Origin of the sequence: Pseudoclavibacter sp. RFBJ3 (genome assembly GCF_002931375.1) — a bacterium.
GTDB lineage: Bacteria > Actinomycetota > Actinomycetes > Actinomycetales > Microbacteriaceae > Pseudoclavibacter.
On the sequence record NZ_PSXZ01000003.1, the window covers coordinates 190865 to 217468 of the forward strand.

The 26604-nt window shown below is 70.2% G+C and carries 21 protein-coding genes; 6 read left to right on the top strand and 15 right to left on the bottom strand.

Annotation, left to right across the window (positions count from 1 at the left end):
* Positions 1 to 55 precede the first annotated feature (55 nt).
* Positions 56 to 1366, bottom strand: a complete 1311-nt coding sequence (locus C5E07_RS03285) for an NAD(P)/FAD-dependent oxidoreductase (RefSeq protein ID WP_104298429.1) — start codon at positions 1364 to 1366, stop codon at positions 56 to 58.
* Positions 1367 to 1604: 238 nt separating this feature from the next.
* On the opposite strand from C5E07_RS03285, the gene C5E07_RS03290 reads away from it, so the two are divergent.
* The 3 genes from C5E07_RS03290 (at position 1605) to C5E07_RS03300 (ending at position 4386) form a co-directional block, all read left to right on the top strand.
* Entirely contained in the window at positions 1605 to 2453 is an 849-nt protein-coding gene (locus C5E07_RS03290) for an ABC transporter permease (RefSeq protein ID WP_104240554.1), read from the top strand.
* A gap of 62 nt (positions 2454 to 2515) precedes the next feature.
* Entirely contained in the window at positions 2516 to 3565 is a 1050-nt protein-coding gene (locus C5E07_RS03295) for an ABC transporter substrate-binding protein (RefSeq protein ID WP_104240555.1), read from the top strand.
* Entirely contained in the window at positions 3562 to 4386 is an 825-nt protein-coding gene (locus tag C5E07_RS03300) for an ABC transporter ATP-binding protein (protein ID WP_104240556.1), read from the top strand. Before C5E07_RS03295 ends, C5E07_RS03300 begins: the two co-directional genes overlap by 4 nt.
* A 258-nt stretch (positions 4387 to 4644) precedes the next feature.
* On the opposite strand, the gene C5E07_RS03305 is transcribed toward C5E07_RS03300, so the two are convergent.
* From C5E07_RS03305 to C5E07_RS03320, 4 genes are all read right to left on the bottom strand, one after another.
* Complete coding sequence (locus tag C5E07_RS03305; protein WP_104298430.1) at positions 4645 to 5523, bottom strand: sugar phosphate isomerase/epimerase; 879 nt, start codon at positions 5521 to 5523, stop codon at positions 4645 to 4647.
* On the bottom strand, positions 5520 to 6725 hold the full coding sequence (locus tag C5E07_RS03310; RefSeq protein ID WP_374953184.1) for a dihydrodipicolinate synthase family protein: 1206 nt from the start codon (positions 6723 to 6725) through the stop codon (positions 5520 to 5522). The genes C5E07_RS03305 and C5E07_RS03310 overlap by 4 nt, the downstream gene beginning before the upstream one ends.
* A gap of 14 nt (positions 6726 to 6739) precedes the next feature.
* A complete protein-coding gene (locus tag C5E07_RS03315) occupies positions 6740 to 7897 on the bottom strand; it encodes a Gfo/Idh/MocA family protein (RefSeq protein WP_104298432.1) in 1158 nt (385 codons plus the stop codon).
* Positions 7898 to 8095: 198 nt separating this feature from the next.
* Positions 8096 to 9133, bottom strand: coding sequence for a LacI family DNA-binding transcriptional regulator (locus tag C5E07_RS03320; RefSeq protein ID WP_104298433.1), 1038 nt, complete (start codon positions 9131 to 9133; stop codon positions 8096 to 8098).
* Between the two features lie 101 nt (positions 9134 to 9234).
* Between C5E07_RS03320 and C5E07_RS03325 the strand changes: the two genes are divergently transcribed.
* On the top strand, positions 9235 to 10386 hold the full coding sequence (locus tag C5E07_RS03325) for a glycerate kinase (RefSeq protein ID WP_104298434.1): 1152 nt from the start codon (positions 9235 to 9237) through the stop codon (positions 10384 to 10386).
* Positions 10387 to 10407: 21 nt separating this feature from the next.
* Here C5E07_RS03325 and C5E07_RS03330 read toward each other — a convergent pair whose 3' ends face one another.
* Positions 10408 to 10923, bottom strand: a complete 516-nt coding sequence (locus C5E07_RS03330; protein WP_104298435.1) for an O-acetyl-ADP-ribose deacetylase — start codon at positions 10921 to 10923, stop codon at positions 10408 to 10410.
* Between the two features lie 233 nt (positions 10924 to 11156).
* Here C5E07_RS03330 and C5E07_RS03335 point away from each other — a divergent pair, with 233 nt between their 5' ends.
* Positions 11157 to 12767, top strand: coding sequence for an L-lactate permease (locus tag C5E07_RS03335; RefSeq protein ID WP_104298436.1), 1611 nt, complete (start codon positions 11157 to 11159; stop codon positions 12765 to 12767).
* Positions 12768 to 13618: 851 nt separating this feature from the next.
* Here the strand turns inward: C5E07_RS03335 and C5E07_RS03340 are convergent.
* From C5E07_RS03340 to C5E07_RS03365, 6 genes are all read right to left on the bottom strand, one after another.
* Positions 13619 to 14020, bottom strand: a complete 402-nt coding sequence (locus C5E07_RS03340; protein WP_104298437.1) for a VOC family protein — start codon at positions 14018 to 14020, stop codon at positions 13619 to 13621.
* A 689-nt stretch (positions 14021 to 14709) separates the two neighbouring features.
* Positions 14710 to 17760 carry a glycoside hydrolase family 38 C-terminal domain-containing protein gene (locus tag C5E07_RS03345; protein ID WP_104298438.1) on the bottom strand — a complete coding sequence of 1017 codons (3051 nt, stop codon included), beginning with the start codon at positions 17758 to 17760 and terminating at the stop codon, positions 14710 to 14712.
* Between the two features lie 42 nt (positions 17761 to 17802).
* Entirely contained in the window at positions 17803 to 18633 is an 831-nt protein-coding gene (locus C5E07_RS03350) for a carbohydrate ABC transporter permease (RefSeq protein ID WP_104298514.1), read from the bottom strand.
* An 89-nt stretch (positions 18634 to 18722) separates the two neighbouring features.
* Positions 18723 to 19667, bottom strand: a complete 945-nt coding sequence (locus C5E07_RS03355) for a carbohydrate ABC transporter permease (protein ID WP_104298439.1) — start codon at positions 19665 to 19667, stop codon at positions 18723 to 18725.
* Positions 19667 to 21028 carry an extracellular solute-binding protein gene (locus C5E07_RS03360; protein ID WP_104298440.1) on the bottom strand — a complete coding sequence of 454 codons (1362 nt, stop codon included), beginning with the start codon at positions 21026 to 21028 and terminating at the stop codon, positions 19667 to 19669. The genes C5E07_RS03355 and C5E07_RS03360 overlap by 1 nt, the downstream gene beginning before the upstream one ends.
* 264 nt (positions 21029 to 21292) lie before the next feature.
* On the bottom strand, positions 21293 to 22528 hold the full coding sequence (locus C5E07_RS03365) for an ROK family transcriptional regulator (RefSeq protein ID WP_104298441.1): 1236 nt from the start codon (positions 22526 to 22528) through the stop codon (positions 21293 to 21295).
* Between the two features lie 235 nt (positions 22529 to 22763).
* Between C5E07_RS03365 and C5E07_RS03370 the strand changes: the two genes are divergently transcribed.
* On the top strand, positions 22764 to 23426 hold the full coding sequence (locus C5E07_RS03370; protein WP_104240568.1) for a carbonic anhydrase: 663 nt from the start codon (positions 22764 to 22766) through the stop codon (positions 23424 to 23426).
* A gap of 275 nt (positions 23427 to 23701) precedes the next feature.
* Here C5E07_RS03370 and C5E07_RS03375 read toward each other — a convergent pair whose 3' ends face one another.
* From C5E07_RS03375 to C5E07_RS03385, 3 genes are all read right to left on the bottom strand, one after another.
* A complete protein-coding gene (locus tag C5E07_RS03375) occupies positions 23702 to 24706 on the bottom strand; it encodes a putative zinc-binding metallopeptidase (protein WP_104298442.1) in 1005 nt (334 codons plus the stop codon).
* A 128-nt stretch (positions 24707 to 24834) separates the two neighbouring features.
* A complete protein-coding gene (locus C5E07_RS03380) occupies positions 24835 to 25536 on the bottom strand; it encodes an RraA family protein (RefSeq protein ID WP_104240570.1) in 702 nt (233 codons plus the stop codon).
* The gene (locus C5E07_RS03385; protein ID WP_104298443.1) at positions 25533 to 26522 is read right to left on the bottom strand and encodes a hydroxyacid dehydrogenase; all 990 of its coding nucleotides are present in this window, start codon (positions 26520 to 26522) and stop codon (positions 25533 to 25535) included. Before C5E07_RS03385 ends, C5E07_RS03380 begins: the two co-directional genes overlap by 4 nt.
* Positions 26523 to 26604: the final 82 nt, after the last annotated feature.

The following is a 26604-nucleotide window of genomic DNA, read 5'->3' on the forward strand; positions in this document are numbered from 1 at the left end:
CGTCGTCTGCTGGCGGGCAATCGCTGGCGCTGGTGCTGACGCTGATCGGACGGTGTCAGCGGATGCGGGTGCGCAGCTCCTCGGTCGACGTCACGCCGTCGTCGATCACGGCTCGGGCCGCGTCGCGGAGCGCTTCGCTCTCGCCGACGTCCCAGAGCAGCACGCCGACGGGTGCCCCCGACTCGTCGCGGAAGTAGCTGACGCGGCTCTGGTCGGACTCGCCGGACTCGGGGAGCGGCGCGTCCAGCACGTCGAGCTCGGGGTCGAGGGTGCCGACCGCTTCCCACCGTATGCCGAACACCATCGAGTAGAAGTACGGGGTGTGCGAGTACGGCTCGGCGGCGCCCGCCATCGAACGGCCCGCGGCCGCCCCCATCTCGGTGGCGTTGTCGACGTGCTCGACGCGCGTCTGGCCGAGCACCGGGTCCGGGTAGACGGCGATGTCGCCGGCCGCCCAGATGGCCGGGTCGATGGTGCGGAGCTGCTCGTCGACGACCACGCCTCCGTCGTCGACCACGAGGCCGGAGTCCTCCGCCAGGTCGACGACGGGCTTCGCTCCGAGGCCGAACACGACGAAGTCGGCCTCCGTCTCCGCTCCGTTGTCGAACACGACGGTCACACCATCCGGGGTGGTCGCGGGGGAGGGGGCGCCAGTCGCGGTCTCCGCGGTCTCGGCGGTCTCGGCTGCCTCGGCTGCCTCCGCGGTCGCCTCGTCGTAGGGTGCCCGCACCTCGGCGCGCACGCGCTCGACGCGGCGCCCGGGCACGAGCCCAACGCCGTGCTCCACGAACAGCTCCTGGAATCGTTCGGCGAGCGACGGCGGGAACGTGGATGCGCCGAGCACCTCGTCGGGGAAGACCAGGTCGACCTCCACGTGATTCTGCGCGAGGGCCGCCGCGATCTCCGTGCCGATGTATCCGCCGCCGACGACGACCGCGTGGGCGTTGCCCTCGCTGAGCTCGCGCAGGCGTCGGTAGTCGCTCGCCGAGCGGAAGAAGAGGATGCGCGTGCTCTCGGGCACGTCGATCTCGACGGGCTTCGACCCCGTCGCGAGCAGCAGCTTGCCGTAGCTGACGGTCTCGCCGGTGTCGGTCGTGACGGTCTTCGCCTCGCGGTCGATGCCCGTCACGAGCGTGCCGAGCGTGATCTCGGCGCCCGTCGCGTCGCTCGTGCCGAGCGGCGTCTGCTCCCACGTGAAGTCGGGGTCGACCCAGAGCTTCTTCGAGAGCGCGGGCCGCGCGTAGGGTTCGTCGACGTCGGCGCTCAGGATGCCGATGGTGCCCGTGTCGTCTCGTTCGCGGATGCCGCGGGCGGCCGCATCCGCGACCATTCCTCCGCCGATGATCAAGTAGTCGTAAGCGCTCATGTGCTCGAGGCTACGAACCGAGCTCGGGTGGCGCCTGGGAGCGGGGGCGGGGAGTTGCCCGCTGCTCGGGCTCGCGCGTGCGGCGAATCGGAAAGCGCTCCCTGGATCACTGACGGTTGTCTCGCGGATCATTCCACGTTATGTTGGAGCAATCGGGAAAGCGGTTACCCACCGTGAGAGCTCAACCGGGTGCCGCGTTCGACCGAGTCCCCTCTTACAACGCTGTAAGGAGCTCCGCATGACGAGCGCAACCACCAACACCCCAGTCATCGGCTCGCCGACTGACGCAACGCCCCCACCCGTGAAGCGACGCTCCATCGCCAAGGGACTCTCCGGCTACACCTACCCGGCCATCTTCCTCATCGTCGCGTTCGCGGCCTGGTGGGCGGTGACGGAGACCGGAACCGTCGCCTCCTACATCCTGCCCTCGCCCGCCGACACCCTCGCGGCGTTCACCGACAACCCGCAGTACCTGTGGGACAACACGTGGGTGACCACCGTCGAGACCGTCATCGGCTTCGCCCTCTCCGTGGTCCTCGGCGTCGCGGTCGCCGTGATCATGGTCTACTCCCGCACCCTCGAGCGCACCTTCTACCCGCTGATCCTGTTCGCGCAGGTCATCCCGAAGATCGCCATCGCGCCGCTCTTCATCGTGTGGATGGGGTTCGGTCCCGAACCGAAGATCCTCGTCGCCGTGCTCATGGCCTTCTTCCCCATCGTCATCGCCGGCATCAGCGGTCTCCGCACGATCGACCCCGAGATCCTGGAGCTCACGAGCACCATGGGCGCCTCACGATGGAAGACGTTCGTGAAGGTGCGCTTCCCCGCCGCGCTGCCGGAGCTGCTCTCCGGCATGAAGGTCGCCGCGACGCTCGCCGTCACGGGAGCCGTCGTCGGCGAGTTCGTCGGCGCCAACGCTGGCCTCGGCTACGTCATCCTGCAGGCCAACGGCAACGTCGACACCGCCATGCTGTTCGCCGCCCTCATCATCATGTCCCTCCTCGGCATCCTCCTCTTCGCCGTCATCCTCGTCGCCGAGCGCTTCCTCGTGCCCTGGCACGCGTCGCGTCGCAACCTCGAGAGCTGACAGCAGCCATCTCCCACCACCTCGACCCTCACCGCCTCGACCCACAACTGGAAAGGCCCCTCATGTCAAAGAAGACAATCCGCAACGGGCTCGTCACCGCCGTCGCCGCCAGCGCGCTCCTCCTCACCGCGTGCTCCGGCAACGCATCCCCCGAACCGGGAGCCGCCGGAGCCGACGGCGAAGCCGGCCTCACCGACGTGACGCTCATGCTCAACTGGTACCCGTACGGCGAGCACGCCCCCTTCTACTACGGGGTCGAACAGGGCATCTTCGAAGAGCACGGCATCAACCTCACGATCCAGGCGGGCCAGGGGTCGACGAAGACCGCCCAGGCCGTCGGCCAAGGGCAGGTGGACTTCGGCTGGGCAGACACCCCGGCCGTGCTCGCCAACATCGACAAGGGCGTGAGCATCCGCAGCGTCGGGGTCTTCCTGCAGACCACGCCGTCCGCCGTGCAGGTCTTCACCGACTCCGGCATCTCGACGCCCGCCGACCTCAAGGGCAAGACCATCGCGACCTCCGCGGGAGACGCGCCGACGACGACGTTCCCGCTCTACCTGGAAGCCGCCGGCCTGGAAGAGGGGGATGTCACGCAGCAGAACCTCGACGCCGCCGGCAAGATGGCCGCGATGATCAACGAGCAGGTCGACGGGCTCATCGGCTTCGCCCACGACCAGGGCCCGACGATCGCCGCGCAGAGCGGCAAGGACGTCACCTACCTGAAGTACTCCGATGTCGGACTGAACTTCTTCAGCAATGGCCTCATCGCCAACACCGACCTCATCGAGAGCAACCCGGACCTCGTCGAGAACATGGTCGCCGCGACCTCCGAGGCGTACGCGGCAGCCACCGAGGCGCCTGAGGATGCCGTCGCCGCCATGGACGGCAAGGACCCGCAGATGCCCGCGGCCGAAGTGCTCATCGAGCAGTGGAACAACACCATCCCGCTCCTCACATCCCCCGAGAGCGACGGCAACGCCCCCGGCGTCAACACGACCGGAGACTGGGAGGCGACCATCGAGGTGCTCTCCACGGCCGGGCTCATCGAGGAGGCGAAGCCCGTCGAGGACTACTTCGACGCGAGCTTCGAGCCGAGCGGAGCGGCAGAATGAGCATGACGGTCAACGAGCGCACGGCGCCCTCCTCGGCGGGCGGCCACCAGGACTACCTGCTCGGCATCGACGACGTCGGCATCCGCTTCGAGACGAAGCGACGCAGCGTGCAGGCGCTGCGCGACGTCGACCTGCACGTCCGCAAGGGGGAGTTCGTCTCCATCGTGGGGCCGTCGGGATGCGGGAAGTCGACCCTGCTGCGGGCGGTCGCCGGCCTCACCGTGCCGACCGAGGGAACCATCGAGCTGCGCGGCTCCCGAGTCACCTCGCCGCGGCAGGACGTCGGGTTCGTCTTCCAGCGACCGGCCCTGCTGCCGTGGCGAGACGTGCGCGGCAACATCCTGCTCCAGGCCGAGATGCGAGGCCTCGACAAGGCGGCAGCGTCGAAGCGGTGCGACGAGCTCCTCGAGCTCACGAGCCTCACCGACTTCGCGAAGGCCCTCCCGCACGAACTGTCTGGCGGCATGCAGCAGCGCGTCTCGCTGTGCCGGGCCCTCCTGCATGACCCCGATGTCCTCCTCATGGACGAGCCGTTCGGGGCCCTGGATGCGCTCACGAGGGAGCACCTCAACGTCGAGCTCCAGCGCCTCTGGGCGCAGACCGACCTGACCGTGCTCCTCGTGACGCACTCCGTGCCCGAGGCTGTCTACCTGGCGAGCAGGGTGGTGCTCATGGGGCCGCGCCCCGGCACGATCATCCAGGAGTTCGACGTCGACCTGCCGCGCGAACGCGAATACGAGCCGACGCTCGAGGACCCGCGCTTCCACAAGGTCGCCGGGCGCATCCGCGAACTCCTCGGCAGCCCTCTCGGCGGCGACTGAACGCCCCGCCGAACCGCGACCCTCGAAGCACCTGGCCCGCTCACCGCAAGGTGGGCGGGCCTCTTCGTGCGCCGGCACGCCCGCGCCCGGGTCCCGGCGGAGCAGCGCGGGCACCGTGCGCCCGCACGCCCTCGCCCGGGTCCCGGCGGAGCAGCGCCGGTACGCCCATCCCGTGCTCCGGCAGAACAGCGCAGGCACACAGCAGAGCGCCTGCCCCGGATCGGGGCAGGCGCTCTGCTCGCTCGTGCGGGTCTGGCCTCAGCCGCGCACCGGCAGCGCGAGGTGGGTGCCGACGTGCGTTCCGAAGGCCTCGACCGTGTCGGCGAGCGCCTCGTCGAAGTCCTTCGCCCACAGCTCGGCGTTGAAGACCTCGACCTCGACGTCGCCCGTGTAGCCGGCATCGGTGACCCAGCTCGTGAGCTCGGCGAAGTCGATGATCCCGGCGCCCGGGAGGTGGCGGCTCAGCAGCACGTCGGCGGGGAGGGGAGTTGCCCAATCGCACACCTGGTACGAGGCGATTCGGCCGTCTCTCCCGGCCCGGGCGATCTGCTCCTGGGCATCCGGATCCCACCAGACGTGGAACGAGTCGATGACTACGCCGACGGCGGGGCTCCCGACACGATCGGCGAGGTCGAGCGCCTGCTTGAGGGTCGAGAGCACCGCCCGGTCGGACGCGTACATGGGGTGCAGGGGCTCGAGCACCAGCGTGACGCCCGCCGCCTGCGCCTCGGGCGCGAGCTCGGCGATGGCCTCCTCGAGGCGGCCGCGGGCCCCCGCGAGGTCGCGGCTGCCCTCCGGCATGCCTCCCGCGACGATGATGAGCGACGCCGACGACCCGGGAGCGCCGGCCGCGGCGAGCGTCGCCGCCTCCTCGATGGCCCTGCGGTTGTCGTCGATGGCCGCCCGACGCTCAGCGCCCTCCGGCATCGTCACGAACCCGCCGCGGCAGTGGCTGGAGAACCGCAGCCCGGAGTCGGCGAGCATGCGCGCCGCCTCCGCGAGGCCGACATCCGCGACCGGCTCCCGCCACAGCCCGATGCTCTGCACGCCCTGACGCACGGTCGCATCGACGGCCTGCCGGAGCGAGGCGTGCTTGATCGTCGCCTGGTTGATCGACAGGCGGGGGTGCGCGCTCATGCGAGCACCCCCGAGGTGGCGTCGACGCCGTTGAGGCGCAGCATCGCGTGCCAGCGTTCAGCCGCGAGCTCGGGCCGCTCGAGCGCCCCGGACGTGTTCGCGAGCTCCACGATGCGCGAGAGGTGCGGGAGGCTGCGGGCCGCGTGCAGCCCGCCCACCATCTGGAACGCATCCTGGTGGCCGTTCAGCCAGCTGAGGAACGCGACGCCCGTCTTGTAGTAGAAGGTGGGGGCGGCGAAGACCTGCCGCGACAGCTCCTGCGTCGGCTCGAGGATGCGCCGGAACCCAGCGGGGTCGCCAGCGTCGAGGGCCTGCACGGCGGCGGATGCGCTCGGCGCGAGCACGCTGAACGCGCCGAGGAGGGCGTCGGAGTGGATGCCGTCCGCGTCGTCTTCGATCAGCTCGACGTAGTTGAAGTCGTCGCCCGTGAACATCGTGACACCCTCGGGGAGGCGGGCGCGAACGGCCCGTTCGGCGTCCGCATCCAGGAGGCTCATCTTGATGCCGCTGACCTTGTCGGCGTGCTCCTCGATGAGGCTGATGACCAGATCCGATGCCTGCTGCCAGGCGTCGGCGCCGAAGTAGCCGCGCAGAGCCGGGTCGAACGCGGTGCCCAGCCAGTGCAGCACCGCCTTCGAGGAGACGGCGCCGAGCACGCGCGTGTAGACGCGGGCGTAGTCGGCGGGGGACTGCGCCGCGCGGGCCAGGTGGCGGCTCGCCATGATGACGGGCAGCGCGCCTTGCTCCTCAGCGAACTCGAGCTGCTCGAGGTAGGCGTGCTCGATCTCGTCGAGGGTCAGCACCTCCTCCGTGCGGGAGTCGGTGTTGACGCCGACGGCGATGCTGCCGCCCTCCTCGCGCGCCGCCGCGGAGCTGCGGGCGATGAGCTCGCGCGTCGCACGAGCGTCGAGCCCCATGTTGCGCTGCGCCGTGTCCATGGCATCGGCGACGCCGAGCCCCCACGACCAGAGCTGCCGCCGGTAGCCGAGCGTCGCATCCCAGTCGATGTCGGCAGGTGCGCCAGGCACGTTGTCGGCCGTCGCGCGGGGGATGACGTGCGCCGCCGCGTACAGCTCGCGGGAGCGGAGCGCGCCCGTCGGGCGCTGGAAGGCGGGGGCCTCGAGCAGCTCGACCCGCGACGACTCGCCAGCGGGGGAGAGCAGGGCGAGCCGAGTGCCGGTCGCCGTCCGCGTGCTGTCGATCACCTGCGTCGCCGTCACTTCGCACCCGCCTGATCTGCCAGCGACACGCGGCGGCCAGACGCGTTCGACTCGAGTGCGGCCTCGGCGAGCAGCATGCCCTTGGCTCCCGAGCGGAAGTCGTAGTCGTGGGTGCCGTCCTCGAGCACCGAGCGGAGGAACTCGATCCACTGCAGCTTGAAGCCGTTGTCGACGGCGTCGTTCTGCGGCACCTCGATCCAGTCCGCGGAGTAGTCGTGCTCGTCGCGCAGGTCGGGGTTCCAGGTGGGCTTCGGGGTGACGTTGCGGGGCTGCACCTTGGCGCCGAAGAGGCCGACGACGGCGCTCCCGTGCGTGCCGTCGACGTGGATCTCGACGAGCTCGTCGCGGTTGACGCGCACGGTCCAGCTCGAGTTGAACTGCACGATCGGTCCGTCGGCGAGGTCGAAGATCGCGTACGCCGCATCGTCGGCGGTTGCCGTGTAGCGCTTTCCCGCCTCGTCGACGCGCTCGGGGATGTGGGTGCGCGTCTCGGCGTAGACGGAGGAGATCTCGCCGAAGAGGTTCTCGATGACGTAGTTCCAGTGCGGGAACATGTCGACGACGATGCCGCCGCCGTCCTCGGAGCGGTAGTTCCAGCTCGGTCGCTGCGACGGCTGCCAGTCGCCTTCGAAGACCCAGTAGCCGAACTCGCCGCGCACCGAGAGGATCTCGCCGAAGAAGCCGCTCTCGATGAGGCGGCGCAGCTTGATGAGGCCCGGCAGGTAGAGCTTGTCGTGGACGACGCCGTTCTTGACGCCGGCCGCCTCCGCCTCCTCGGCGAGGGCCAGCGCGTCGGCGTAGCTCTCGGCCGTGGGCTTCTCGGTGTAGATGGCCTTGCCTGCGGCGATGGCCTTCCGGATCGCGGGGACGCGCAGCCGCGTGATGAGGGCGTCGAAGTAGACGGGGAAGTCCTCGTCGGCGAGGGCGACGTCGAGGTCGGTCGTGTACTTGTCGATGCCGTGCTTCGCGGCCAGCTCGCCAAGGCGCTCCTCGTTGCGGGCGACGAGGTAGAGCTCGATCGGGCGACGCGTGCCGTCCGACAGCGGGATGCCGCCCTCGTCGCGGAGGGCGAGCAGTGAGCGGACGAGGTGCTGGCGGTAGCCCATGCGCCCCGTCGCGCCGTTGACGATGATCCCGAGCTTGTCCGTGGTCATATCCATCCTCTCGTCTGAGTCTCGGCGTTGAGACTTCGACCAGCGTATTGGAAAGCGCTTACCGAAACAAGCGCGAGATCGAAGCGGGGTGCCTGGGCCTGGTCTGCTGGCCTAGTCGAGGGAGGTCTCGCGGGGAGTTTCGCAGGAGATCTCGCGGGTGGTGTCACCGGTGGCGTCGCGGACGCCTTGGCGAACGGGTCAGCCGCGGCGCGGAGTGCTCTCGCGGATGACGACGGCCGTGTTCACGGGCAGGACGACAGGGCCGTCCTTGCCGCGCTCCGCGAGGGCCAGGCGCACGGCGCGGTAGCCCATGTCGCTCAGGGGTGCGACGACGGTCGTGAGGGGAGGGGTCACGTCGCGGACGAGCGCGATGTCGTCGAAGCCGGCGACCGACACGTCGCGGCCGGGTTCCTTGCCGAGGTCTCGGAGGGCGGTGAGGACGCCCGTGGCCATGAGGTCGCTGGTCGCGAAGATGGTGTCGGTGTCCGGGAAGCGGGAGAGGAGCGTGCGCAGCGCCTCGTAGCCGCCGTCGCGGGTGAAGGAGGTGGAGATGACGGCGTCGTCGTCGATGCCGAGGTCCGACTCCGCGAGCCCCTCGGTGAAGCCATCCACTCGGTCTCGGTTGGTGAGCAGCTCCAGGGGCCCGGTGATGATCCCGAACCTCCGGCCGCCCTGGTTCACGAGCTGACGCGCGAGCTCCTGCGCGCCGTCGCGGTTGCGGAGCTCGACGACGTCGAAGGGGGACGGGGCCTGGGCGACGAGCACGACACGCCCGCCGGAGGCGTCGTACGCGAGCAGCTGCTCTTCGAGGGCCGCCTGCTGCGGGTCGTCGATGCGCCGGGACCCGGTGAGGATGATGGCGCGGGGGCGCTGCCCGCGCAGGGTGCGCACGATCTCGAGCTCGTTCGTGACGCTCCGCTCGGCGGCGGCGATGGTCACGATGAGGTTGGCTTCCTCGGCGCCGCGCATGACGCCCGCCGCGATGGCACTGAAGTACGGGTCGGCGATGTCGCTCACGACCACGGCGATGGTCGAGGAAGCGCCCCTCGCGACGGCCTGCGCGCTCAGGTTGGGTGAGTAGCCGAGCCGGTCGGCGGTCTCCTGGACGCGCTTCTTGATCTCCTCGTTCACGCGCCTGCCAGCGCTGCCGTTGATGGCGCGCGAGGCGGTTGCGATCGAGACGCCGGCCGCCTGCGCGACCTCGCCGAGCGTGACGTGGTTTCCGTGTCGACTCACGTGTCTCCTCCCCGGCGCGCGACGGTGCGCGCCGCCCTGAATATCTGGAGCCTAGCGGGAAACGCTTTCCTCGGGCGCGTTCCGGTCGGTAGGTTGGGGGCATGCAGCGCCGCACCGTCATCGCACCGGATTCGTTCAAGGGCACCGCTTCGGCGGCCGAGGTCGCCGCGGCGATCAGGCGGGGCTGGCTTCGCGCCAGGCCCGGGGACGAGTGCGTCGAGGTGCCGATGGCCGATGGCGGCGAGGGGACGACCGCGGCCATCGCCGGCTCGGTTCCAGGCGCGCGAGTGGCATCGGTGCGCGTCGAGGGGCCGCTCGGTGCCCCCGTTGACGCTGAGCTCGTGGAGCTCCCGGACGGCACCTGGGTCGTCGAGCTGGCGGAGACGAGCGGCATCGCGCTGCTCGACGGGGTGGACCGCGAGTCGTGCGCCCGAGCGTCGACCATCGGGCTCGGTCAGGCGATCAGATTCGCGGCGGAGCACGGCGCGAGGCGAGTGCTCGTGGGGCTGGGGAGCAGCGCGTCGACCGACGGCGGCGCGGGGATGCTGTCGGCGCTCGGCGTGCGGTTCCTCGACGCCGCTGGCGCTGACATCCCGCTCGGGAATCGCGGACTGCACTCGCTCGAGAGCGTCGACATCTCCGGGCTCGTCCGGCTCCCCGCCGACGGCCTTGTCGCGCTGACCGATGTCGTGAACCCGCTCTTCGGGGTGCTCGGGGCCGCCGCCGTATTCGGGCCGCAGAAGGGCGCATCCGTTGACGATGTTCCCCTGCTCGAGGCCGGGCTCACGCGGCTCGCGCAGGTGCTCGACGGGGCGCCGGAGGCGAGCGGCGATGTCCTCGCGCTCGCGTCGCATCCGGGTGCCGGTGCGGCGGGCGGCACGGGATTCGGCCTGCTCGCGGTCGGCGCGGAGGTCTCGGCGGGCGCCGTGGCGGTCGCCGAGGCGGTCGGCCTGCGGGAGCTGCTGCGCGGGGCCGACCTCGTCATCACCGGGGAGGGCAGCTTCGATGCCCAGTCCGAGGCAGGCAAGGTCCCCTCGCTCGTGCGCAAGCTCGCGCAGGAGGAAGGCGCACGCTTCGGGGTGATCGCTGGCCGTGTGGGCCTCGGCGCCGACGAGCGGGCGGTGCTTGCGCGGGACGGGGTCAGCATCGTGTCCTTGTCGGAGCTCGCCGGCTCCGGCCAGCGCGCCATGGACGAGACGCTCGACTGGGTCGAGGTCGCGGGGGAGCGGATGGCGGGCACGGTCGAGTTCTGACCCGCCTGCCTAGGAAGGGCGTCAGGCGTCAGCGGCGCGATCGCGAAGCTCGCGCTCCACTCGGGCGAGGACCTCGGGGTCGCGCACGACGATGCGCACTTCCTCGACCTGCGACCCCGAGCCCGAGATGGTGTCGATGGCGGCGGCGATCGCGTCCCCGAGCGGCCAGGCGTAGATGCCGGCGCTGACGAGAGGGAACGCGACCGAGGTGGCGCCGAGCTCGTCGGCGACCTCGAGCGAGCGCCGGTAGCAGGAGGTGAGCAGCGTGCGATCGCGCTGGCCCGAGCCGTAGTCGGGCCCGACGGTGTGGATGACCCATCGGGCTGGCAGCTCCCCGGCGGTCGTATATCCGGCATCCCCGGTCGCAAGGCCGTCGGGGAACCTTGCTACGCAGTCACGGAGCACCTCGGGGCCGCCCGCACGGTGGATGGCGCCGTCGACCCCGCCGCCCCCGCGCATCCCGTTGTTGGCCGCGTTCACGACCGCGTCGACGGCCTGCTCAGTGATGTCTCCGAGAACTGCCACGATTCGCGTCATGAGCGCAGTCTCTCGCAGCAGGGCCGAGCGAAACAGTGGATGCGGTGACAGCTCAGCGCCGGGCGCGGCGAATGCGGCGAACGCAGAGGCCGGGGCCGAGGCGGCGGCAGCAGATCGGGCGGCACTTCGCCGGCGAAACGCTCGCCCCGCGAGACCCATGCCCGCTACTGTGACGAGCAGAGACCAGCGCACGCTCCCCAGCGCTCTCGACCTCACGATGGACGGAGCTTCTCATGTGGATGCAGGACATCGACCCGTTCGGAAATCCCTGGCTGTCGGCGCTCGTCGCCGTGATCCCGATCGCCATCTTCTTCATCTGCCTCACGGCGCTCAAGATGAAGGGCATCCTCGCCGCCAGCATCGCCGTCGTCGCCGAGATCCTCGTGGCGCTCGTCGCGTTCGGGATGCCGGGGACCGCCGTCGCAGGGTCGGGGCTCCTCGGCGTCCTCACCGCCATCTGGCCCATCGCGTACATCATCGTCATGGCCGTCTGGCTGTATCGCCTCGCCGTCGCGAGCGGACGCTTCGACGTGATCCGCGCCTCCATCTCGGGCATCTCGCCGGATCAGCGCATCCAGGTGCTGCTCATCAGCTTCGCGTTCGGCGCGTTCCTCGAGGGCGCGGCGGGCTTCGGGGTGCCGATCGCGATCTGCGCGGCCCTCCTCGTGCAGCTCGGCTTCAAGCCGGTGAAGGCCGCCATGCTGTCCCTCGTCGCGAACGTCGCGGCGGGAGCATACGGCGCGATCGGCATCCCCGTGATCGTCGGCGCGCAGGTGGCCGGCGTCGAGGTGCTCGAGATGTCCCGCATGATGATGCTGCTCCTGCAGCCCCTCACATTCCTCGTGCCGTTCCTGCTCGTCATGATCCTCGACGGCTGGCGCGGCCTCCGCGAGACCTGGCCGGCGACCCTCGTCGTGAGCGTCGTCTTCAGCGGCGTGCAGGCGTCCGTGCTGTGGTTCCTCGGGCCGGAACTCGCCGACCTCGGGTCGGGCCTCGCGGCGATGCTCGCGCTCTTCGTGTTCGGCCGCGTCTGGCAGCCGAAGCGCATCTTCCGCGAAGGCGGAGGGGAGGCGCCGGCCGTGGAACGTCACAGCGTGCGCGAGATCGCGGTCGCCTGGAGCCCCTTCTACATCCTCACGGGCCTCATCCTCGTGTGGAGCATCCCCGCGTTCAAGCAGCTCTTCGCCGTCGACGGGCCGCTCGCCGCCGCGGTCATCAAGTTCCCGATTCCGGGCCTGACCGGCGAGATCGCGCTCTCGAGCGGTGACCCCGTCGCGACCACCTGGGACTTCGCCCCCATCAGCGCCACCGGCACCGCCATCCTGCTCGCCGTCATCGTGTCGTTCCTCACGACGCCGAGCCTCAAGGCCGCAGACCTGTGGGGGCAGCTCGCCGCCACGTTCCGCGAGCTCTGGCAGGCGCTGGTGCTCATCGCGCTCATCCTCGTGCTCGCGAACATCGCGAACTACTCGGGCGGCTCCGCGAGCATCGGCAGCGCGCTCGCCGCCGTCGGCCCCGTCTTCCCGCTCCTCGCGCCCATCATCGGGTGGCTCGGCGTGTTCCTCACCGGATCGGTCGTCAACAACAACACGCTCTTCGGGCCCCTGCAGGTCGCGACGGCCGGACGCATCGGCGTCGCGCCCTCGCTGCTCGTCGCCGCCAACACGGCAGGCGGCACGACGGCGAAGGTCATCTCGCCGCAGTCGATCGCCATCGCCGCGGGCGCAGTCGGTCTCTCGGGCCGCGAGGGAGAGATCCTCCGCAGCTCCATCGGCTACAGCCTCGGGATGCTCGCCTTCATCTGCGTCTGGAGCCTCACCCTCTCGATGCTGCTGCCCTCCTGAGCGCGCTGGCGCCCGCTGGGGCCCGCTGGCGCGAGCTGGCGCCCGCTGGGGCCCGCTGGCGCAAGCGGGGACGCGCCGGGACGCGCGCAGGGTTGTGGCTTGGTGCGGTCGCGGAGCTCCCGAGGAGCGTCTTGCCACAACTCTGCGGCGCTACTGGGTGAGCGGGGTGAGCGGGGCGTGGCGTCCGGTCTGGTGCGCGACTGCGCGGGGTGAGCCGGCCTCGGCGCCTGGTCCGATGCCTGGTCCGGTGCGTGTCGGTCGGCGCGTGCCGGGACGTACACAGGGTTGTGGCTTGGTGCGGTCGCGGAGCCCCCAAGGAGCACTTCCCCACAACTCTGCGATGGCGCCGGGGCGCGGCGGTGCGGGCACGCGTTGGGCGGGCGAGTGCGGGTCCCCGCGCGCAGGGTTGTGGCTTGGTGCGGTTGCGGTGCTTGCGAGGAGCGTTTGCCCACAACTCTGCGGTGGTGTCCGGCGCGCAGTGGTGCAGGAGGTGTGCAGGGTTGTGGCTGGGTGCGGTTGCGGAGCTCCCAAGGAGCGTTTTGCCACAACTCTGCGGTGGTGCCGGGTGCGCGGCGGTGCGGGCGCGGTATCCGGTGCGGGGTGAGCCAGCCTCGGTGTGCGGTCGGGCGCGCGTTGCGCGGGCGAGTGCGTGTCCCCGCACGCAGGGTTGTGGCTTGGTGCGGTTGCGGTGCTTGCGAGGAGCGTTTTGCCACAACTCTGCGGTGGTGCCCGGCGCGCAGTGGTGCAGGATGCTCGCAGCGTTGTGGCTTGGTGCGGTTGCGGTGCTCAGCAGGTGCACCGAGCCACAACTCTCTGCGGGGGAGCTGTCGCCGGAGGCGCTAGCGCGGCACCTACTTCGAGACGAAGAACTCCAGCGCGATCTGGTCGGGGTCCTTGAAGCTCAGCGCGTAGCCATACGGCGCCTCGACGATGCCGCTGTGCTCGATACCGTGCTCGCTCAGGTGGCTTGCCCACGCCTCGAGCTCGTCACGGCTCTCGACGGTGAGCCCGATGTGATCGAGTCCCGGCGAGAACGGCGAGAACCCTCCGCCACTCGCCCCGTCAGTACCGCCGTCGTGCTGCGTGAGTCCGAGGTTCGTGCCGCCCGGCAGTGCGAACAGCTTGCGGTGCAGCGATTCGTCGTCGATCTCGGTCGCCGGGGCGAAACCGAAGACCTGCTCGTAGAAGGCGACGCTCGTCTCGAGGTCGCGGACGGTCACCGCGAGGTGATGGATGTTCGTGAAGGTGGGCATCGTCGCTCATTCCTGCGCGCGTCGGGGCTGCGCGCTCCGCCATCCATCTAACGCCGGTCCCCCTGGGAAGAACCGGGATGCTGCGGGCTCCGAGCGGCACGGGAATCCGAGCGGCCGCCTTTGACGGCAGCGGTGTGGCGAAGTGCGGTTGCGGTGCTTCGCGAGCGCACTTACCCACAACTTTGGCGCCGGGACGGAGAGCGAGGGGCCGCGAAGGAGGCTGCGGGGGAGGGGCTGAGAGAGACTGCGCGGGAGAGCTCGAGGGGCGAGAAGCCGGGAGCCGATCGGCAGGGGCCCGAGATGCCGGGAGCCCGAGCGGAGGGTCCCGAGCGGCACGGGAGTCCGAGCGGCCGCCTTTGACGGCAGCGGTGTGGCCAAGTGCGGTTGCGGTGCTTCGCGAGCGCACTTACCCACAACTTTGGCGCCGGGACAGTGGGGGAGCGCGAAAGGGAGCGAGAGGAAGGCCGACAGCGCGAGAGAGCCCGAGGAGCGCGCAGGCGCCCGCAGACGCAGGCGCCCGCAGACGCAGGCGCCCGCAGACGCAGGCGCCCGCAGACGCAGGCGCCCGCAGACGCAGGTACCCGCAGACACAGCTGTGGCGAACCGGCACCCAGGAGTCCGCGGGTGCGGTTCGCCACAGCGTCCGACCGGGCAGGCAGCGCAGTCTGCCCGCCCGGTCTCCCCAGTTGTCAGCGCAGCGCCGACACCCCACGGAAGCGGAGCGTGACCAGCTGGAACGGGCGCACCGACAGGGCCAGGGCCCCCTCGGCATCCACGATCGCCGTCTGGTCGACGTCGCGTTCGAGCAGGTCGGTCTCAGCGACCGACTCGAACGCGAACCCGGGCGTCACCGTGGCCCGAGCCTTCGCACCGCGAGCCTCATACAGGCGGACGACGACGTCGCCGCTCTGGTCCTCCGCCAGCTTCACGGCCTCAACCACGACGGCCGGGTCGTCGACCGTCAGCAGCGGCTCGATCGCAGCGGCTCCGGTCACGGCGCGCGGTGCGACGTTGAGCCGGTAGCCCTCGGCGGCCGCGTCCAGCACATCCGCACCCACTCGCACCGAGGTGCGGAGCACGTGCCGGCCCTGGTCGGCGTGCGGGTCCGGGAAGGTGGGAGCCCGCAGCAGCGACTCCCGCACGAGGGTGGTCGTGCCACCGGATTCGCGGGTCGTGCGGGTCACGTCGTGCCCGTACGTCGAGTCGTTCGCGACGGCGACCCCGTAGCCGGTCTCCCCGACGTGCACCCAACGGTGTGCGCTCGTCTCGAACCGTGCGACGTCCCACGACGTGTTGCGGTGGATGGGGCGGTTGACGTGCCCGAACTGGATCTCGGACGACGACCGCTCCGCGTGCACATCCAGTGGGAACGCCAGCTTGAGGAGCTTCTGGCGCTCCTGCCAGTCGACATCCGTCGTCAGGTCGAGCGTCGGACGCCCGGCGCCCAGCGACAGCTCCTGCACGAAGGTGCTCGAGCCGTGCGAGCGCGACACACGCACGACGACCCGGTCCGCGTCCTCCGAGACGACCTCGATCGAGTCGACCGAGCGGATCGGGCGGCCGTGGCGCTGGTAGTGCACGTCGATGTCCCACGCATCCCACTGGGCTGGGGTGTCGCGGTAGATCCACAGCTCGGCGGCGCGCTCGCCGGCCGGAACCAGCTCGCGATCCGCGGCGACGTCGAAGAGCGACGACACGAGACCGTCCGCGTCGATCGTTACGCGCACCAGCGAGTTGTCGAGCACCAGGGTGTCACCGGAGCGCGTGAGCGTCACCGGGCCACCGTGCGGGGCGGCACCCGAGGCGGCACCGGATGCGCCACCACCGAGCGCGGGCACGCCATCCACCGCGTACGGTCCGGCGTTCGCGAGCAGCGCCGTCTCTCCGGCGCCCGTCAGCGAGCCGAGCGCCGACGAGATGAGCGTCTCGAGCTCACCCGCGACCCGCTCGTAGTGCTCCTCGGCGACCTGGTGCACCCAGGCGATGGAGGAGCCGGGAAGGATGTCGTGGAACTGCTGCAGGAGCACCGTCTGCCAGGCCGACTCGAGCTCCGCGTACGGGTACGCGGCGCCCGTGCGGATCGTCGCCGCACTCGCCCACAGCTCCGCCTCGCGCAACAGGTGCTCGCTGCGGCGGTTGCCGCGCTTCGTGCGCGCCTGCGACGTGTAGGTGCCACGGTGGAACTCGAGGTAGATCTCGCCGGACCAGACGGGCGGCTGCTCGAGCTCGGCCTCGGCCTGCTCGAAGAACGCCTGCGGGCTCGTCATCTCGACCGTCGGCGAGCCTTCGAGGTCGCGGGTGCGCTCCGCGGCCGCGATCATCTCGCGGGTCGGGCCTCCGCCGCCGTTGCCGTAGCCGAACGGCACGAGGGAGGAGTTGGCTTCGCCCTTCTCCTTGTAGTCGCGCTGCGCCTTGTGCAGCTCCTCCTGCGAGAGCACCGAGTTGTAGGTGGCGACGGGCGGGAAGTGCGTGAACACCTGCGAGCCGTCGATGCCCTCCCAGTTGAAGGTGTGGTGCGGCATGACGTTCGTCTCGTTCCACGACGGCTTCTGCGTGAGGAAGTACTTCGAGCCGGCGGCCTTGACGATCTGGGGGAGCGCGGCCGAGTAGCCGAAGGAGTCGGGCAGCCACACCTCGGGCGGCTCGATGCCGAACTCGCGGATGAAGAAGCCCTTGCCCGCCACGAACTGGCGGGCCATGGCCTCGCCGCCCGGCAGGTTCGTGTCCGACTCCACCCACATGCCGCCGACGGGCACGAAGCGCCCCTCGAGGACTCGCACCTTGATGCGCTCGAACAGGTCCGGGTAGTGCTCCTTCATCCACGCGAACTGCTGCGCCGACGAGCAGGCGAACAGGAAGTCGTCGTTCTCGTCCATGAGCGAGAGCACGTTGGAGAAGGTGCGCGCGCACTTGCGGATCGTCTCGCGCACCGGCCACAGCCAGGCCGAGTCGATGTGCGCGTGGCCGACGGCGACCACGTGGTGGGCGCTCGCGTAGGCGGGGGAGGCGAGCAGGGGAGCGAGCACCTCGCGGCCGGCCTTCGCCGTGCTGGAGATGTCGTCGGGGTCGAGGGTGTCGATGAGACGCTCGAGCCCGCGGAGGATCTCCGCACGCCTGGGTGTCTCCTCGCCGAGCTCGCGCCACAGGCCGTCGAGGGTCCACACGTCCTGCGCCAGCTCCCACACGGGCACGTCGCGCAGGCCGATGTCGAGCACCCGAGTGCGGTAGATGGGGGCGTCGCCGGAGGTGGCGAGGTCGCCCATGGGGGTGGGCGCGTAGACCGACTCGCCCTGCACGTCCGGGTTCGACGCCGCCTCGATGTAGAGGTCGATGCGGTCGCCTGGGCCGATCTTCAGCGGCACCGCCGTGTTGCGGGGCTCGATGGCCTTCAGGATGTGGCCTTCCGGGGTCCAGACGAGGCCCTCGGCCTGGAAGCCGGGGTGGCCGCTCACGAAGCCGAGGTCGACGAGCACCTCGACGCGTGCATCCGTCATCTCCCAGTCGGCTGGGACGGTGCCGGTGATGTGGAACCACGTGGTTCCCCACGGGCGGCTCCACTCGTCACCGACCCGGAAGGGCGTGAACTGCTGGGTGACCGCCTCAGCGAACGGCACGGGCTCGCCCGGAACGTCCCAGGAGGTGACGGTGAGCTGTTCGCGCTCGCGGTAGATGGCTGGGGTGAGTCGTTCGGACACGAACCGGCGGATGCGGAGGTCGACGAACTGGGTGGGATCAGGCATGAAGCGCCTTTCTGCGTTGAAGGAGACGTTGGAAGTCGTGGATCAGCCCTTGACGGCGCCGGCGAGCGCGAACGAGCCGCCGCCGAGGCGGGACACGAGCACGTACAGGGCCAGGACCGGCAGGGAGTAGAGGAGTGAGAACGCGGCGAGCTGGCCGTAGGCGACCGCGCCGTACTGGCCGAAGAACGAGAAGATGCTCACCGCGGCGGGCAGCTTGTCGGGGCTCAGCAGCAGGATGAAGGGGATGAAGAAGTTCCCCCACGTCTGGATGAACACGAAGATGAACACGACGGCGATGCCGGGGCGCATGAGCGGCACGACGATGAGCCGCAGGGTCGCCATGGCCGAGGCGCCGTCCGTCCAGGCCGCCTCCTCGAGGGAGACGGGCACCGAGTCCATGAAGTTCTTCATCATCCAGATCGCCATGGGCAGCGAGGTCGCGGCGAGGAACAGGATGGTGCCGAACATGTTGTCGATGAGGTTGAACGCCACGAACAGGGCGTAGACGGGCACCATCATCGCGGTGATCGGCAGGCAGGTCCCGAACAGCACCCCGTACAGGAACGGCTTGTTGATGCGCGACTTGTAGCGGGAGAGCGGATACGCGGCGAGGATCGCTGCGAGCACCGTGACGATCGCGCATCCGCCGGACAGCACGAGGCTGTTCCAGAGCGGGATGAGGGAGATCTCCGGGGTGAGGACGGCGAGGAAGTTGTCGAGCGACGGTGCCTCCGGCCACTTCACCGACAGGGACGCGGTCGAGTCGAACGACGCCAGGAGGAGCCAGACGAGGGGGAGCAGGAAGATGACGCCGATGACGCTGAGCACGATGTTCGCGAACCAGCGCATCGCGCGCCCCCGAGGGGCCGCCATGCTCGTCTCGACGTGGTGGCCGCCCGTCGCGATGGACCTGGTCGTGACGGCGGGGTCACCCGCGGCCACGGACGTGTTGGTTGACATGATCAGTCCACCTCCGGTTTGAGCGCCCTGATGTAGGCGACCGAGAACAGCGCGCCGACAAGCAGCAGCATCGTGGCGATGGCGGTGCCGAAGCCGAGCTGGCCGAAGCGGAACGCCTCCTGGTAGGCGAGCAGCGGCAGGGTCGTGCTGTCGGTGCCCGGTCCGCCGTTGGTCATCACGAAGATGAGCGCGAAGACCGAGAGCGTCTGCAGGGTCGTGAGCATGAGGTTCGTCGAGATGCTGCGGCGGATCATGGGCAGCGTGATGAGCGTGAAGCGCTGCCAGCCTCGCGCGCCGTCGACCTCGGCCGCCTCGGTGATCTCCGGTGGGACGTCGTTGAGGGCTGCCCGGTAGACGAGCATCGAGAAGGCGGTGCCGCGCCACGTGTTGGCGAGGATCACGCTCAGCAGGGGGAGCGTGTAGAGCCAGTTGGGGCCGGTGATGCCGATCGCGGCGAGCATCGTGTTGAGCGTGCCCGCATCGCTGAAGAACGCGTAGGCCGCGAACGCGGCGACGATCTCCGGCAGCACCCAGGCGGTCACGACGATGGTGCTCACGGTGCTGCGCACGAACCTGTTCGACGACTGCATGAGCACGGCGAGGCCGAGACCGAGCACGTTCTGCCCCAGGATCGCGGAGGCGACGAGGAAGATGAGCGTGATGAGCACGGACTTCGGGAAGTCGGGGCTCGCGAAGAGGTCGAGGTAGTTCTGGAACCCGACGAACTCCGCGCTCGAGGCGCCGACGCCGCTCAGCGTGGAGTTGGTGAACGAGCCGTAGAACGACGAGATGACGGGCCCGAGGAGGAAGACGGCGAGGAGTCCGACCGCTGGGATCAGCGGCACACCGCGGGTGACCCGCTGCAGCGCCTTCCGCTTCTTGGGGGCGGGCCGCCCCGTCTCGGGAGCGCGGGGCGCTCCCGAGACGGGGGAGAGGGTGGCGGTCATCAGCTCGACGCCGACGTCGTGTTCTCTTCGCCGACGATGCCGATGACGGCCTTGTCGTAGGCGGCGGCCGCTTCCTCTGGTGTCTGCTGACCCGTCATGACGGCTTCCATGGCAACCGTGATCGCGGCGGAGACCTGCGAGTAGTCGGAGTTCGCTGGGCGGAAGTTCGTGTCGGGCACGAGGTCCGCGAAGAAGCCGAACGTCGGGTTGGCGTCCGTGTACTCGGGGGCTTCGGCGACGTCGGTGCGCACCGGCACCTGGCTTGCTGCCACGTCGTAGCTCAGCGCGTTCTCCTGGTTGAGGGCGAGGCTGATGAAGTCCCAGGCCGCGTCCGGGTTCTTGGTCCCGGCGCCCATGGCGAGGGTCCATCCACCGGACATGCTCGTGACGCCCGGGTCCTGGCCGTCCTGCGTCGGCATCGGCGTGACCTGCATGACGTCCGACCATTCCGGCCACGGCTTCGAGCCGGAGTCGAGCCAGGTGCCGCTCACCCAGGAGCCGTCGAGGCTCATCGCGAGCTGCCCGTTCGGGATCCATTCGGTGTTGATGCTGGTGCCGACGTTCTTGTCGAGCGCCTCCTGCGGGGTCGGTCCGAGGCCGCCCTGGTAGATGTCGCCGACGAAGGAGAGCGAGTCGATGAAGCCCTGCGAGCCCGTTACCCACTTCTGCTCGTCGGTGTTGAAGAGCTCGTCCTCCGTGCCGGTGAGGAGCATCTGGAAGCCCTGCATCGAGGCGCCTTCTGACATGGCCTTGCCCGAGTAGATGTTGAAGGGGCGGATGTTGGGGTCGTGTGCCTTCACGGCTTCCGCGGCCGTGATGATGTCGTCCCAGGTCTTCGGCTCCCACGGCACCTGCACGCCGGCGGCCTTCAGGATGTCCTGGTTGTACCAGAGGGCGCGCGTGTCGGTGCCCATCGGGATGCCGTACACCTTGCCGTCGTCGCCGAGTCCGGCCTGGCGGGCGTTCTCGGGGAACTGCTCCCAGTCGGCCCAGTTCGCGACGTAGTCGTCGAGCGGGGCGAGGTAGCCGGCCTCGACGTCGGTCTTGACCATGAACGTGTCCTCGTACATGACGTCCGGCGCGGTGGCGGGGGAGCGGTTCATGAGGGCGAGCTTCGCGAAGTAGTCGGCTTCCTGCGCCTCGATCGGGATGAGCTCGACGGTCATTCCCTCGTTGGCCGCTTCGTACTCGGCCTTGACCTTCTGCATGTGGTCGTCCATCTGGGTGAACTGCCCGAACTTCTGGTAGGCGACCTTGATGGTGTTCGAGTCGCCTCCGCCCGAGTCGCCGCCCGCGCAGGCGGACAGTGCGAGCACAGAGGCGGCGGCGAGTGCCACGACCCCGAGTGTGCGATTTTTCATGGTGCTCCCTTGCTCCACGACCGTTCTCCGTGCGGCTCGACATCGGTGTCGCGCCTTCGGCCTGCCATAAGTAAACCGATTGGACTAACTCATGTCAAGAGCTTCTTGCCACCATGCGGCGGCCGGGGCTGGGAGGGTTCACGGCAGGGTTGACGGCAGGCTGGCGGCAGGCTGACGGCACGGACGACGGCACGGGTGAACGGCCTCGGGGCGTGCGGCCGGTGCGTGAGCCGGACGTGCGAGCTGAGTGCGACCCGGCAGCGCTCAGCGCGAGATCAGGAGCGCCGACGTGTGGGGCGCGAGGGTCTGGTCGAGCACGAGGCAGCCGGCGCCGACGGCGGCGACGTCCTCGCCGATCGTGGAGTTTGGGACGAAGATCGGGTGGTGGGGGATGAGGGCCGCGTCAGCGTTGACGAGCTCCTCGATGCGCGAGCGCAGCGCTGGCTCGATGCGGCGCCAGAACGGCCCGCCGCAGACGACGGTGTCGATGTCGAGCAGGTTGATGAGGCTCACGAGGGCGCGCGCGATCTGCGTCGCCGCGGCCTCGATGACCTCCATCGAGCGGGGCTGGCCGCGGACGGCGGCCGCCGCGAACTCCGTGAAGAGCCGGTCGACCTCGTCGAAGTCGGACCGGTCGACGCTCTCCTCGCCCGGGAGCGCGCCGATGCGGATGGCGTGCTTCACGAGGCGGTGCGGGACGACGAGCTCGCCGACGCAGCCGCGGCGACCGCACGAGCAGACGGGGCCATCCGCCTGCACCATGATGTGTCCGAGGTCGCCGGCGTTGTCGCTCGCGCCGCGGAGCACCTCGTGGTTGACGACGAGACCGATGCCGATGCCGGTGCCGTAGTAGAGGAACGCGAAGTTGTCGCGGCGGGGGCCGGAGTCGAGCCAGAGCTCGGCGACGGCCGCAGCGGTGACGTCCTTCTCGAGCACCACGGGGAAGCCGGTGGCCTCGCTGAGGGCGTCGCGCAGCGGCACCGACTCCCAGCCGTCGAGCATGGGCGGGTCGAGCACCACGCCGCGCGCCGAGTCGAGCGGGCCGGGGGCCGCGATGCCAACGCCGAGCACCCGGTCGCGGGGGATCCCGGCGCGCTCGAGGATCGCGGCGATCTCCCTCGTCATGTCGGCGATGACGACGCCGGGGTCCGGCTCGGTGGGGGTGCGCGTGCGGTGGTCGACGACGACGGCACCCGCGAGGTCGAGGACCGCGTAGGTGATGACGGTCGGGTCGAGGTGCACGCCGACGGCGTAGCGGCTCGTCGCGTCGAGGCGCAGCCTGGTGCGGGGTTTGCCCGGCCCGGTGATGAGGCGCTCGCCCTCCCGGACGAGGCCCCCGTCGATGAGGCGGCGGGTGACGTTCGACACGGTCTGGGCCGAGAGGCCGCTGGCCTGGGCGACCTCGACGCGGCTCACCCCGTCCGGGGCCCGGCGGATGAAGTCGAGGATGACGGCCTGGTTGTAGTCGCCGACGGCCAGCAGGTTGTGTCCTCGTCGCATGCGCCACCTCCCATCAACCCTGATCTTGGGAACTGACGTTCTCACATTTTCCGGCCGGCCGCGGACGTTCGCGATCGAATCCGCTGTGGCGCGTCGACTCCGGGCGTCCCAGTCGGCGCAGAGGGACGTCTCGGGGGTGAGTACGCTTGGACGGCGCCGCGCCCTTGAACGGGGCACGCGCATCCGGCACCGGATGCGCGTCGGCAGTCACAGGTTTCAGCACGAAGGAGCAACGATGACGGCAGCAAGAGTCACTCCCCAGGAAGCGTGGGACGACCTCGTCCAGGGCAACGAGCGCTTCATCAAGGGCGATCTCCTCCACCCGCAGCAGAGCGCGGCGCGCCGCACCGAGATCTCGGGCAGCCAGGCGCCGAACGCCGCGTTCCTCGGCTGCTCCGACTCGCGTGTCGCCGCCGAGATCCTCTTCGACTGCGGCCTCGGTGACCTCTTCGTCGCCCGCAACATGGGGCAGATCGCGAACGAGAACACGACCGCGACCATGGAGTTCGCCGTCGCCGAGCTCGGCGTGGCCCTCATCGTGGTGCTCGCGCACGGCTCCTGCGGCGCGGTGAAGGCCGCCATCAACCAGACCACGGCGCACCCGCGCGACGTGACGCCCGCCATCAAGGACGAGCTCGCGCGCATCCAGCCCTCCGTGCAGGAGGAGTGGTTCACGAGCGACCAGTCGACCCCGTACGTCGACGAGGCGCAGATCGACGTGGAAGCCGTCGGCCGCCGCCACCTGTACTCGACCATCAACTCGCTCGTGCGCAGCTCGCGTGTCATCAGCGACGCCGTCGCGAGTGGCGCGCTGAGCATCGTCGGCTGCCAGTACGAGCTGTCTGACGGCCGCGTCGCCCCCGTGACCGCGATCGGCCAGCTCGCCATCACCCGCTGAGCGCCGCGTGGCTGCGCCGACACGACTCGGCGCTTACATCGAGGTGCGTCGAAGTGCCTCGATGAGCGCGGGTGAGACCGTCCGGGCCTCCGCTCGTCGCGCTCGCGAGGACACGGACCTGCTCGGCAGGGTCTTCGAAGGCACGTACGCACGCCGCGATCGTCGCCGAATGGGTCGCTTTCACCCCGTAACGGCCGCCGAAATGGGGTGGAAGTGACCCATTCGGCGGTGGTGGCGGCAGTGGCGGCGTCGGCGTCGGCTGCGGGGCGGATGCGTCAGCCGGCCGAGCCCGAGGTGCTCGCGGGGTCGCGCAGCGAGTGCACGAACGCGAGCTTCTCGATGACCTTGTCCGGCAGGACGAACGGGTAGAGGTCGCGCTGCCCGAGCGAGCGGTTGACGACGTTCATGGCGGTCGCGAACGGCATCCAGCTGTCGACGACCACGTCGCGGGCGGACGCGCCCGCCTCCGGCGCGGGCAGCAGCTCGAACGCGACGGCCGTCTCGAGGGTGTCCTGGATGTGCAGGTAGTGCGCCCAGGTCTCCGCGAAGTCCTCGTACGGGTGCATCGTCGCGTAGCTGCTGAGGTAGTCGCTGCGCCAGTTCTCCGGCGGGCCCTCCTCGTAGTGGCGGTCGATCTCGGCCTGGTAGTCCGCGCGCTCGTCGCCGAACAGCTCCCTGGCCTCGTCGATGCGTGAGGTCTGCTCGACGAGCTGCCACTCGTAGTAGTGGCCGCTCTCGTGGCGGAAGTGCCCCAGCATGGTGCGGTACGGCTCGGCGAGGCGCTGCCGGACCTGCTCGCGGTAGCTGTCGTCGCCCTCCGCGAGGTCGATCGTGATGACGCCGTTGGCGTGGCCGATCGTGACGCTCTCCGACACGCTCGACAGCAGGTCGAAGACGGGCGTCTGGCCGACCGTGGCGGGCTCGCCGCTCTCCTTGGGGCGCGTCGCGAACCCGAGGCGGGTGAGGTCGCGCACCAGGTGCCGCTTCGACTCCTCCGCGATCGGGAAGAGGCGCAGGCCCTTCGCGTCGGCGTCGCTGGGGCGGGTGCGGGTGAGCTGGCAGCTCTCGCAGAGCCCGCCGGCCTGCGCGGTCAACCACGTGCATCCGGCGAGCTCGGCGTTGCTGCAGCGCCGCAGTCCGGCATCCGCCGCCGCCGTGCCCCCTTCGACGAGCACGTCGTCGAGGCCGAGCACGTAGCCCAGCTTGGACGAGCATCGCTCACAGGACACCGAGTCGAAGAAGACCTCGTTCTCGCACACATCACAGTCGAACCGTCGCACGGGGGGAGCCTCTCTTCTGCCGCGGCTCAGGGGTGCCGCGGCGACCGACCGATCACTGTACGCGGGCGCACATGGGAGGCCGCGGCGCTTGACAAGCCCCCTCGCGGGGCAGTCGGGGGCGCACCGGGTCAGACGGGGAGGCCCTTCTGGCGCAGGAGCGCGTTGAACCGCTCCGGGTCGGAGGTGCCGTCCTCGTTGTGCTTGCGGATGCGGGCTTCCCGCTCCAGGTGCCGACGCGCGTCGTGCAGCAGCGACTCCGCCCGCTGCGCCGGGACGGCGAGCACCCCGTCGAGGTCGCCGAGGATGAGGTCGCCCGGGTTCACGACGAGGCCCGCGATCGAGACGGGCACGTTGATCTGGCCGGGGCCGTCCTTCGTGGGGCCGCGGTGCGTGTGCCCGAGTGCGTAGGCGGGCATGCCGCCTTCCCGCCACTCGGCGACGTCGCGCAGGGCTCCGTCGAGGACGAAGCCGCCGAGGCCCTTCGCGAGCGCTGACGTGCGGATGAGCCCGCCGATGACCGCCTGGCTGAGGTCGCCGCCGCCCTCGATCACGATGACATCGCCGGGGTGGGCGTCCATCATCGCCTTGTGGATCATGAGGTTGTCGCCCGGTCGGATCTTGACGGTCACGGCCTGCCCCGAGAGGGGGGCGTCGCCGTGGTAGGCGGTGAGGCCGAGCGCTCCCACGGAGCGTCCGAGGCAGTCGCCGGCGACGGCGACCGGGATGGCGCGGAACGCGTCGATCAGCGCAGCCGGCAGCTCTGGCGCGCGCTCGCCGATGAAGTAGCCGGTCGGCCAGGCGGGTGCTTCGGTGGGTTCCTGCTGGGTCATGCGGTGCTCCGTTCGGGCGAGAGGGTGGTGGGGTTCGCGCAGGAGCGCGCGTCCGGGATGGCGCCGTCGAGGTAGCCGAGCACGTTGTGGGCGGCCGCCAGCGCCATCGCCTCGAGTGCCGCAGGCGTCGAGCCGCCGACATGCGGCGTGATGACGACGTTCGGGCAGGCGAGCAGCGGGTTGTCCTGCTCGATGGGCTCAGCCCAGGTGGTGTCGAGGCCCGCGGCGAAGAGCCGTCCGCTGCGGAGCGCGTCGACGAGGGCTGGCTCGTCGACGATCTCGCCCCTGGCCGTGTTCAGCACGATGGCGTCTGCCGGCAGCAGGGCGAGCTGGGCGGCCCCGATGAGGCCGCGCGTGTGCTCGTTGAGTGGCACGTGGAGGCTCAGCACGTCAGCCTGGCCGAGCAGTTCCTCGAGGGTGCCGACCATCGTGAGCTCGGGGATGGGGGCGTCGAGGCTGAGCCCGGGATCGAAGGCCAGCACTCGCATGCCGGTCGCCGCCGCGGTGCGGGCGACCCGCTGCCCGATCTGTCCTGCCCCGACGAGGCCGAGCGTTGCGCCGGCCAGCTGCCGCCCATCCTGCGCTCGACTCCAGCGGCCCTGCCGGATCTCCGCGTCCATCCAGGACACTCTGCGGGCGGCGGTGAACATGAGCGCGATCGTGAGCTCGGCGACGGACTGGGCGTTCGCCCCCGGTGTGGTGAGCACCGGGATGCCGCGCCGAGTCGCGGCTTCGACGTCGATGTTGCCGACGCCGACGCCGTGCTTCGTGATGACTCGAAGCGACGGGCACGACTCGATCGCCTCGGCCGACAGCTCGACGGTGCGGGAGATCACGGCGTCGACCGCTTCGCGCGCCAGGATCTCCTCGACCTCAGCCCGCCCGCCACCTTCCGGAAGGTAGATCACCCTGCTGCCGGACTCGGCGAGGGCATGCACCCCCGACTCGCCGAGGCGAGGGGCCGTCACGAACACCGTTGCGCTCATCGCACCGTCTCCTTCGTCGGTTCACAGTCCTGCTCGAGGTCCTGCTCTTGCTCTCGGTCCTGGTCCTGGTTCTGCTCTGCTC

Excerpts from the sequence above, each read along its gene's own strand:
- C5E07_RS03285 (WP_104298429.1), bottom strand. The coding sequence starts at position 1,366 with ATGAGCGCTTACGACTACTTGATCATCGGCGGAGGAATGGTCGCGGAT.
- C5E07_RS03290 (WP_104240554.1), top strand. The coding sequence starts at position 1,605 with ATGACGAGCGCAACCACCAACACCCCAGTCATCGGCTCGCCGACTGAC.
- C5E07_RS03295 (WP_104240555.1), top strand. The coding sequence starts at position 2,516 with ATGTCAAAGAAGACAATCCGCAACGGGCTCGTCACCGCCGTCGCCGCC.
- C5E07_RS03300 (WP_104240556.1), top strand. The coding sequence starts at position 3,562 with ATGAGCATGACGGTCAACGAGCGCACGGCGCCCTCCTCGGCGGGCGGC.
- C5E07_RS03305 (WP_104298430.1), bottom strand. The coding sequence starts at position 5,523 with ATGAGCGCGCACCCCCGCCTGTCGATCAACCAGGCGACGATCAAGCAC.
- C5E07_RS03315 (WP_104298432.1), bottom strand. The coding sequence starts at position 7,897 with ATGACCACGGACAAGCTCGGGATCATCGTCAACGGCGCGACGGGGCGC.
- C5E07_RS03325 (WP_104298434.1), top strand. The coding sequence starts at position 9,235 with ATGCAGCGCCGCACCGTCATCGCACCGGATTCGTTCAAGGGCACCGCT.
- C5E07_RS03330 (WP_104298435.1), bottom strand. The coding sequence starts at position 10,923 with ATGACGCGAATCGTGGCAGTTCTCGGAGACATCACTGAGCAGGCCGTC.
- C5E07_RS03335 (WP_104298436.1), top strand. The coding sequence starts at position 11,157 with ATGTGGATGCAGGACATCGACCCGTTCGGAAATCCCTGGCTGTCGGCG.
- C5E07_RS03340 (WP_104298437.1), bottom strand. The coding sequence starts at position 14,020 with ATGCCCACCTTCACGAACATCCATCACCTCGCGGTGACCGTCCGCGAC.
- C5E07_RS03345 (WP_104298438.1), bottom strand. The coding sequence starts at position 17,760 with ATGCCTGATCCCACCCAGTTCGTCGACCTCCGCATCCGCCGGTTCGTG.
- C5E07_RS03350 (WP_104298514.1), bottom strand. The coding sequence starts at position 18,633 with ATGGCGGCCCCTCGGGGGCGCGCGATGCGCTGGTTCGCGAACATCGTG.
- C5E07_RS03355 (WP_104298439.1), bottom strand. The coding sequence starts at position 19,667 with ATGACCGCCACCCTCTCCCCCGTCTCGGGAGCGCCCCGCGCTCCCGAG.
- C5E07_RS03360 (WP_104298440.1), bottom strand. The coding sequence starts at position 21,028 with ATGAAAAATCGCACACTCGGGGTCGTGGCACTCGCCGCCGCCTCTGTG.
- C5E07_RS03365 (WP_104298441.1), bottom strand. The coding sequence starts at position 22,528 with ATGCGACGAGGACACAACCTGCTGGCCGTCGGCGACTACAACCAGGCC.
- C5E07_RS03370 (WP_104240568.1), top strand. The coding sequence starts at position 22,764 with ATGACGGCAGCAAGAGTCACTCCCCAGGAAGCGTGGGACGACCTCGTC.
- C5E07_RS03380 (WP_104240570.1), bottom strand. The coding sequence starts at position 25,536 with ATGACCCAGCAGGAACCCACCGAAGCACCCGCCTGGCCGACCGGCTAC.
- C5E07_RS03385 (WP_104298443.1), bottom strand. The coding sequence starts at position 26,522 with ATGAGCGCAACGGTGTTCGTGACGGCCCCTCGCCTCGGCGAGTCGGGG.